Source organism: Micromonospora sp. NPDC003776, assembly GCF_053605645.1.
In genome coordinates this window covers 1-8,794 of sequence record NZ_JBSGJR010000272.1, presented here as the reverse complement: position 1 = coordinate 8,794, position 8,794 = coordinate 1, and the positions used below count along the sequence as shown (strand labels likewise).

Annotated in this window: 5 protein-coding genes and 1 pseudogene; 4 read left to right on the top strand and 2 right to left on the bottom strand. The window is 74.3% G+C overall.

From position 1 onward, the window contains the following. The first annotated feature begins 157 nt into the window (after positions 1-157). From ACWEVO_RS21260 to ACWEVO_RS21250, 3 genes are all read left to right on the top strand, one after another. Complete coding sequence (locus ACWEVO_RS21260; RefSeq protein ID WP_452309266.1) at positions 158-2,599, top strand: glycosyl hydrolase 2 galactose-binding domain-containing protein; 2,442 nt, start codon at positions 158-160, stop codon at positions 2,597-2,599. Positions 2,600-3,290: 691 nt separating this feature from the next. Next, positions 3,291-3,629 carry an ArsR/SmtB family transcription factor gene (locus ACWEVO_RS21255; protein ID WP_452309265.1) on the top strand — a complete coding sequence of 113 codons (339 nt, stop codon included), beginning with the start codon at positions 3,291-3,293 and terminating at the stop codon, positions 3,627-3,629. Between the two features lie 41 nt (positions 3,630-3,670). Continuing rightward, the gene (locus ACWEVO_RS21250) at positions 3,671-5,332 is read left to right on the top strand and encodes a SulP family inorganic anion transporter (protein WP_452309267.1); all 1,662 of its coding nucleotides are present in this window, start codon (positions 3,671-3,673) and stop codon (positions 5,330-5,332) included. Here the strand turns inward: ACWEVO_RS21250 and ACWEVO_RS21245 are convergent. Continuing rightward, entirely contained in the window at positions 5,329-6,048 is a 720-nt protein-coding gene (locus ACWEVO_RS21245; protein ID WP_452309264.1) for a hypothetical protein, read from the bottom strand. The two genes, ACWEVO_RS21250 and ACWEVO_RS21245, sit on opposite strands and share 4 nt — an antisense overlap. 41 nt (positions 6,049-6,089) lie before the next feature. Next, complete coding sequence (gene ilvD / locus ACWEVO_RS21240) at positions 6,090-7,937, bottom strand: dihydroxy-acid dehydratase (RefSeq protein WP_452309263.1); 1,848 nt, start codon at positions 7,935-7,937, stop codon at positions 6,090-6,092. A 111-nt stretch (positions 7,938-8,048) separates the two neighbouring features. Here ilvD and ACWEVO_RS21235 point away from each other — a divergent pair. After that, positions 8,049-8,794: pseudogene (locus tag ACWEVO_RS21235) on the top strand (GGDEF-domain containing protein); the annotation flags it as partial.

Genomic DNA, 8,794 nt, shown 5'->3' with positions numbered 1-8,794 from the left:
CCTCGATGGTCGCGGTCTCCGACCTGGCCAGTGGCAACTATGTGATCTACCGGCGGGTGCTGGCGGGCGCGTTCATCGCCACCGTCCCCCTGCTGGTCATGCTGTTCATCGGTGGACGCCAGATCGTCCGCGGAATCATGGAAGGCGCGGTGAAGTCGTGAGTCAGCGAGCGCTGCACGAGGGTTGGGTGCTGCGGGCCGTACCGGGTCCGCAGGTGCCACCGGAGATCGCCGACCGGGCGGTCCCGGCCACCGTGCCCGGCTGCGTGCACACCGACCTGCTGGCCGCCGGCCTCATTCCCGATCCCTATCTCGACGACAACGAGAACCGGCTCACCTGGATCGGGCGCACCGACTGGGTCTACGAGACCACCTTCGCCTGGCAGCCGGGCGACGACGACCGGGTGGACCTGGTCTGCGCCGGCCTGGACACGGTCGCCACGGTCACCCTCAACGGCGTCGAGGTGGGCCGCACCGAGAACCAGCACCGCGGCTACCGGTTCGACGTGGGGTCACTGCTGCGGCCCGGCGACAACACCCTCACCGTCCGCTTCGCCTCGGCGTACCGCTACGCCGAGGCGCACCGGGACCGGCTCGGTGACCGGCCCAACGCGTACCCGGAGCCGTTCCACTTCATCCGCAAGACCGCCTGCAACTTCGGCTGGGACTGGGGACCGGCGGTGGTCACCGCCGGCATCTGGCAGCCGATCGGGCTGCACGCCTGGTCGACCGCCCGGCTGGCCGGCGTCCGTCCGCTGGTCTCGGTCGAGGGCGACACCGGCCGGGTGGAGCTGCACGTCGAGGTCGAGCGGGTGACCGCGGAGCCGCTGACCGTGCACGCCACCGTGGCCGGCGCGGCCGTCGAGGTCACCGTGCCGGCGGGGGAGCGCACGGCCGTGGCGACGCTCACCGTCCGCGACCCCGCGCTGTGGTGGCCCGTCGGGTACGGCGAGCAGCCGTTGCACGACCTCGAGGTGACACTCCGCGCCGGGGACGGCCGGCCGCTGGACGGCTGGTCCCGCCGGATCGGCTTCCGGTCGGTCCGCCTGGACACCGCCGCCGACGCGCACGGCTCCACGTTCACCCTGCACGTCAACGACGTGCCGGTGTTCGTCAAGGGGGTCAACTGGATCCCCGACGACGCGTTCCCCAACCGGGTCACCCGGCCCCGGCTGGCCGAGCGGTTCGGCCAGGCGCTCGGCGCGAACGTCAACCTGCTCCGCGTCTGGGGCGGCGGCCGGTACGAGTCGGCGGACTTCTACGAGCTGGCCGACGAGCTCGGCCTGCTCGTGCAGCAGGACTTCCTCTTCGCCTGCGCCGCGTACCCGGAGGAGGAGCCGTTCCGCACCGAGGTCGAGGCGGAGGCCCGGGAACAGGTCACCCGGCTCGCCGGCCACCCGTCGCTGGTGCTCTGGACCGGCAACAACGAGAACATCTGGGGCTGGCACGACTGGGACTGGCAGGCGCCCCTCGCGGGCCGGACCTGGGGCCGGGGCTACTACCTGGAGCTGCTGCCGGCGATCGTCGCGGAGCTGGACCCGACCCGGCCGTACTGGCCGGGCAGCCCCTGGTCGGGCAGCGAGGAGATCCACCCCAACGACCCGGCGCACGGCACCATGCACATCTGGGACGTCTGGAACACCGACGACTACACCAGGTACCGGGATTACCTGCCCCGCTTCGTGGCCGAGTTCGGCTACCAGGCGCCCCCGGCGTACGCGACCCTGCGGCGGGCCCTCTCGGACGAACCGCTCGCCCACGACTCGCCGGGGATGGCCCACCACCAGAAGGCGATCGACGGCGACCGCAAACTCCAGCGCGGGCTCGACGCCCACCTGCCGGTCCCCGCCGACTTCGACGACTGGCACTACCTGACCCAGCTCAACCAGGCCCGGGCGATCCAGCTCGGCGTGGAGCACTTCCGCTCCCACCGGCCGGTCTGCGCCGGCACCATCGTCTGGCAGCTCAACGACTGCTGGCCGGTCACCTCCTGGTCGGCCGTGGACGGCGACGGCCGGCGCAAACCGCTCTGGTACGCGCTGCGCCGGGCGTACGCCGACCGGCTGCTCACCGTGCAGCCGCGGGACGGCGGGCTGGCGCTGGTGGCGGTCAACGAGACCGGCGAGGCGTGGCGGGCACCGGCCACGGTCACCCGGCTCACCCTGGCCGGGGAGCCGAGGGCGAAGACCTCGGTCGACCTCGACGTCCCCGCGTACTCCTCGGTGGTGCTGGCGCTGCCGGCGGAGCTGGCGCGGCCGGACGAGGCCCGGCGGGAGTTGCTGGTTGCGGAGGCCGGCGACAGCGCGGAGCGGGCGCTGTGGTTCTTCGCCGAGGACCGGGAGGTGGAGTGGCCGGCGGCCGAACTGGACGCGGCGGTCGAACCGGCCGGCGACGGCCAGCGGGTCCGGGTGAGGGCCCGGACGGTGCTGCGCGACCTGACCCTCTTCCCCGACCGGCTCGACCCGGCCGCCCAGGTCGACCAGGCGCTGGTCACCCTGCTGCCGGGGGAGTCCGTCACCTTCACCGTGCACGCCGACGCCCCGCTCGACCCGGCGGCCCTGACCCGCCGCCCGGTGCTGCGCTGGGTCAACGACATCTGAAAGGAAGGGCCCCTTTTTAGCGCCTGGTGCGGGTGAAGGGGCCCCTCCTCACATCTCACCGAGAGGGTCTCGAACGTCGCCGACCTGACGGTCACCGTCAAACCGGCCCCGGGCGACCCGATCCGGATCGCCTCCTGGGAGACCGGGGTCGAGGGCTGGGCGCCCGGAAGCTGGCAGGCCGACGCCGGCTCGGTCGCGCAGACCGCGGACTTCCACACCGACGGCAGCTACGGCCTGGCGGTGACGGCCACCGGCGACGGCTGGTTCGGGGTGACCCTGCCCGCCCCGGTCGACCTGTCCGCCAAGGCGACCCTCCGGTACGACCTGCGCACCTCGGCCACGGCCGGCACCTCGACGGCCATCGCCCTGCAGACCGGGTCCGGGTACGCCTGGTGCCAGTCGGCCTTCGGTCGGGTCGGCCCGGGCACCCAGCACCACGGTCGAGGTGGACCTGCCCAACCAGATGTCCTGCGACACGGCGGCCGTGGCCGACGTCCGCGGGGTGCTCATCTGGGTCAGCCCCGGCACCCACGACCTGGACAGCCTCCGCGCCGAATAGCCGACCCCCTCGCGGATCTTGGACGGTTGCCGTTCGCCGCGAACGGCAACCGTCCAAGATCCCAATGTGCCGAGTTGAAGAATTTCGCAAGTGGTAAAGTTTTCAGGGAGGGCAGGGTCGGGGAGGGTTTCGGTGTCGGTGCCGCTGTATCAGGCGAAGGCGGAGTTGTTCCGCACCCTCGGGCACCCGGTGCGCATCCGGGTGCTCGAACTGCTCCAGGACGGGCCCAAGCCGGTGCGCGACCTGCTGGCCGCCATCGACGTGGAGGCGTCCAACCTCTCCCAGCAGCTCGCCGTGCTCCGCCGGGCCGGCATGGTCACCTCCCACCGGGACGGCGCCCTGGTGATGTACGCGCTCAGCACCCCGGACGTCGCCGACCTCCTCGCCGCCGGCCGGCGCATCCTCGGCGCGGTGCTCACCGACCGGGACGCCCTCCTCGACGAGCTGCGCGCCTCCGGAACCGACCGGTGAGCACCGACACGACCAGGCGTGCTCCCAGGGCCGGCGCGACGATGCCGGCCGCGATCCGGGCGCGGATCCTCGGCCTGCTGCCCGGCCCGGCCGACTGGGCGGCCGTGCGCCGCTCACCCCGGCGCGACCTGCTCGCCGGCCTCACCGTCGCCGTGGTGGCGCTGCCCCTCGCGCTCGCCTTCGGCGTCACCTCCGGGCTCGGCGCCGAGGCCGGACTGGTCACCGCCGTCGTCGCCGGTGCCGTGGCGGCGATCTTCGGCGGCTCAAACCTCCAGGTCTCCGGGCCCACCGGGGCGATGACCGTGGTGCTGGTGCCGGTGGTGCAGCGCTTCGGCGCCGAGGGCGTGCTGCTGGTCGGCGCCCTGGCCGGGCTGATCCTGGTCGCCCTCGCCCTGGCCCGCCTCGGCCGGTACGTCCGCTACCTGCCGACCCCGGTGATCGAGGGCTTCACCGCCGGCATCGCCGTGGTCATCGCCCTGCAACAGGTGCCGGCGGCGCTCGGCGTCACCGACGCCCGGGGCGAGAAGGTCTGGGCGGTCGCCGCGGACGCGGTCGCCCGGTTCGCCGTGCACCCCCGGCCCGCGGCCGTCGCGATGGCGCTCGGCGTGGCGGCGCTCATGCTGCTCGGCGCCCGGTGGCGGCCCGGCGTGCCGTTCTCCCTGGTCGGCGTCGTCGCCGCCACGGTCCTGGCCGAGCTGATCCCGGTCGACCTGGTCCGGATCGGCACCCTGCCGCAGGCGCTGCCCGCGCCGTCGCTCGCCTTCCTCGACCTCGGCGCGGTGGGCACGCTGCTGCCCAGCGCGCTCGCGGTCGCCGCCCTCGCGGCGCTGGAGAGCCTCCTCTCCGCGACCGTGGCGGACGGGATGACCGTCGGCCAGCGACACGACCCCGACCGCGAACTCTTCGGTCAGGGCCTGGCCAACCTGGCCTCCCCGCTCTTCGGCGGCATCCCCGCCACCGCCGCCATCGCCCGCACCGCCGTGAACGTCCGCGCCGGAGCGTCCTCCAAGCTCGCCGCACTCACCCACGCCATCGCCCTCGCCGCGATCGTGCTCGCCGCCGCCCCGCTGGTCGGCCGCATCCCGCTCGCCGCCCTGGCCGGGGTGCTGCTGGCCACCACCGTCCGGATGGTCGAGGCCGGCTCGCTCCGGGCGCTGCTGCGCGCCACCCGGGCCGACGCGCTGGTGCTGGTGCTGACCTTCGCGGTCACCGTGATCTGGGACCTGGTCACCGCGGTGGCGGTCGGGCTCGCCGTGGCGGTGGTGCTCGCCCTGCGCGCGGTGGCCCGCAGCGCCCGGCTGGAACAGGTCCCCCTCGACCAGGGCGAGCACAGCGCCGAGGAGCACGCGCTGCTCGCGGAGCACATCGTCGCGTACCGGCTGGACGGGCCGCTCTTCTTCGCCGCCGCGCACACCTTCCTGCTGGAACTGGCCGAGGTGGCCGACGTGCGGGTGGTGATCCTGCGGATGTCCCGCGTCTCCACCGTCGACGCCACCGGCGCGCAGGTCCTCGGCGACGCCATCGACCGGCTGCGCGGCCGGGGGATCGCCGTGCTGCTCTCCGGCATCACCCCCGGCCACGACCAGGTGCTCAGCGCCCTCGGCGTCGCCGACGGGCTGCGCCGGGAGGGCCTGGTCTTCCCGGACACCCCGGCCGCCATCCGGCACGCCCGGACCATCGCCCTCGCCGACGCTCCCGGCTAGCCCGGCAGCGCGCCCAGCCCGGCCAGCAGCTCCCACCGCTCGGCCCCGCTCAGCACCGCGTACGCGGGCTCGTCGCGGCGGTCGGTCTCGGCCTCGATCGCCGCCCGCTCGGGCCCGTCGGGCAGCGCCCTGATCTCGTCGGCGGTCAGTCCGGCGGCCCGCCAGGCCGCCCGGTGCGCGTCGGCGCGGTGGTGGCGCAACGAACCGAGCCGGGTGACCAGCAGCATCGCCGGCGAGGCGTCCGCCGGCTCGTACGGCGGGGTCATCGCGCGGAAGGCCGGCCCGCCGGTGGCCAGGCCGTGCGCCAGCACCCGGCCGACCAGCTCGGCGAGGCGCGGCACCGACCCCAGACCGGGGAGCATGCTCGGCCCTGCGGCCCAGAGTTCCGCAGCTGTCTCGGCGGTCGCCCGCTGTGCGAACAGTGCCAGTTCCCGGCCCAGTTCGGTGAGGTGCCAGGTGCCCTCGGCGTCCACCGTGGCCACGCCCTGCGCCAACTCGGCGTCCATGCCGCCGGCGGTGTAGATCATCGCGTCGGCGAGCGCCTCCGCCGGCACCGGCCGGGCCAGCACGCCCGAGAAGAGGCTGTTCTCGTAGCCGAAGTCGACGCCCCGCTCGGCGTAGAACTCCCTCATCCGGGGCACCGCGGCGAGGCGGGCGGTCCCGTACACCCGGTCGATCACCGGCCGGATCAGTCGCGCGTAGCTCGTCGTCTCCACGCCGCCGGACCCTACCGGCGGCGTGGAGACCCGTGGGGGCGCTACTCGGGCACCCGCCGGTAGGCACCGTCGCTGGCCGAGGTGGCCATCGAGGCGTACGCGCGCAGGGCGGCGGAGACCGGCCGCTGCCGGTCGGTGGGGGTGTACGGGCGGTCCCGCTTCTCCTCCTCCACCCGGCGCGCCTGGAGCACGTCGTCCGGCACGTTCAGCTGGATCGACCGGGCCGGGATGTCGATGACGATCTCGTCGCCCTCGCGGACCAGCGCGATCAGGCCGCCCGAGGCCGCCTCCGGGGAGACGTGCCCGATGGAGAGCCCGGAGGTGCCGCCGGAGAACCGGCCGTCGGTGAGCAGCGCGCAGGACCGGCCCAGCCCCCGGCCCTTGAGGAACGAGGTGGGGTAGAGCATCTCCTGCATGCCCGGGCCGCCCTTCGGGCCCTCGTACCGGATCACCACCACGTCCCCCGGCACGATCTCCTTGGCCAGGATCGCCGTCACCGCGTCGTCCTGCGACTCGTAGACCTTGGCCGGCCCGCGGAAGGTGAGGCACTCCTCGGGCACCCCGGCGGTCTTGACCACGCAGCCGTCCGGCGCCAGGTTGCCGTGCAGGATGGCCAGCCCGCCGTCGGCGCTGTACGCGTGCTCCCGGTCCCGCACGCAGCCGCCCGCCGCATCGGTGTCCAGCGACGACCAGCGGTTGGTGGTGGAGAACGGCTCGGTGGTACGCACCCCGCCGGGGGCGGCGTGGAACAGCTCGATCGCCTCGCGGGTCGCCGAGCCGCCACGGACGTCCCAGTCGGCCAGCCAGCGGGTCAGGTCGGGGGAGTGCACCGCGTGCACGTCCCGGTTGAGCAGGCCGGCGCGGTCGAGTTCGCCGAGGATGGCCGGGATGCCACCAGCCCGGTGCACGTCCTCCATGTGGTACTGCGGCGAGTTCGGCGCGACCTTGGCCAGGCACGGCACCCGGCGGGAGATCTCGTCGATGTCGGCCACCCCGAAGTCCAGCTCGGCCTCGCGGGCGGCGGCGAGCAAGTGCAGCACGGTGTTGGTCGAGCCGCCCATCGCCACGTCCAGCGCCACGGCGTTCTCGAAGGCGGCCCGGCCGGCGATCGCGCGGGGCAGCACGGAGGCGTCGTCCTGCTCGTACCAGCGCTTGGCGATCTCCACGACGGTGCGGCCGGCCTCGAGGAAGAGCGAGCGGCGCGCGGCGTGGGTGGCCAGGGTCGAGCCGTTGCCGGGCAGCGCCAGGCCGATCGCCTCGGTGAGGCAGTTCATCGAGTTGGCGGTGAACATGCCGGAGCAGGAGCCGCAGGTCGGGCAGGCGGAGCGCTCGATCTCGCCGAGCTGGTCGTCGGTGACCGCCTCGTTGGAGGAGGCGATCATGGCGTCGATCAGGTCGATCTTGGAGTGCACCACGCCCTCGATCGCCACCGTCTTGCCGGCCTCCATCGGGCCGCCGGAGACGAACACCGTCGGGATGTTCAGCCGCAGCGCGGCCAGCAGCATACCCGGGGTGATCTTGTCGCAGTTGGAGATGCAGACCAGGGCGTCCGCGCAGTGCGCGTTGACCATGTACTCCACCGCGTCGGCGATCAGCTCCCGGCTGGGCAGCGAGTAGAGCATGCCGCCGTGCCCCATCGCGATGCCGTCGTCGACTGCGATGGTGTTGAACTCCCGGCCCACCCCGCCGGCCTCGGCCACCGCGTCGGCGACCAGGCCGCCGAGGTCCTTGAGGTGTACGTGACCAGGGACGAACTGGGTGAAACTGTTAGCGATGGCGACGATGGGCTTGCCGAAGTCGTCGTCGGTCATCCCGGTGGCCCGCCACAGGGCCCGGGCGCCGGCCATCGTCCGACCGTGGGTGGAGGTCCTCGACCGCAGCTCAGGCATGCCTACCAGTCTGGCACCGCCGACGCGGCGCCCCCAGGGCATGCCGACCGTGTCCCAACAGTTGCGCACCCGGTGCCCCACGGAGTGCGCGCATCCGGCACAGTTGAGGTCGTGCACTTCCCCCCGGGCATGCTCGCGGTCGCGGTGCTGAGCGGGCTCGTCGCCGCCGGCGCGACCGCGTCGCTGGCCGCGTCCGCCCGCCGCCGGGGCGGCCCGCACCGCCCGGCGTACGCGCTGCTCGCAGCGGCCGCCGGCGGCGCGCTGCTCAGCCTGCTGGCCGGGCTCACCGGCGCGCTCTCCGTCGGCGACCACTGGGCGCACGAGCAGGGCCAGCGGACCGGCTGGGCGACCCTGGTCTCGGCGGGCACCACGATCAGCGGGGTGGCCGTCGGAGTCGCCCTGCTCCGGCTGCTCGGCGCCGCCGCCACCCGGGCCGCCACCGCCCGGTTGCTGCTCGACGGCCTGATCATGGCCAGTGCGCTCTGGTTCGTCGGCTGGGTGGTCTTCAGCGAGCCCACTCGGCTGCTCGGCGCGGTGACCCCGGTGGCCTGCGTACCGATCGTGCTGGCCACGGTCAGCGCCGCGCTCGCCGCCGGGCTCACCCTGATCATCGTGCTCCGGGCGGTGCCGCCGCGCAGCCGGCTCGCCCTGCTCGGCGCCGGCGTGATCGGCGTGACCGGGGGCGGCCTGGGGCTCTCCGCCGGCCTGTGCCAGGCCGGGCCGGGCATGGCGGCCACCGGCGCGGCGCTGCTCTCCGCCGGCCTGCTCGCCGTGGCCGTGGCCGTGCACCGGGTCGAGCTGCCCGGGCAGGGCGACGGCGACCGGGTGGGGGGGGGCGGCGCGGACGCGGTCGTGGC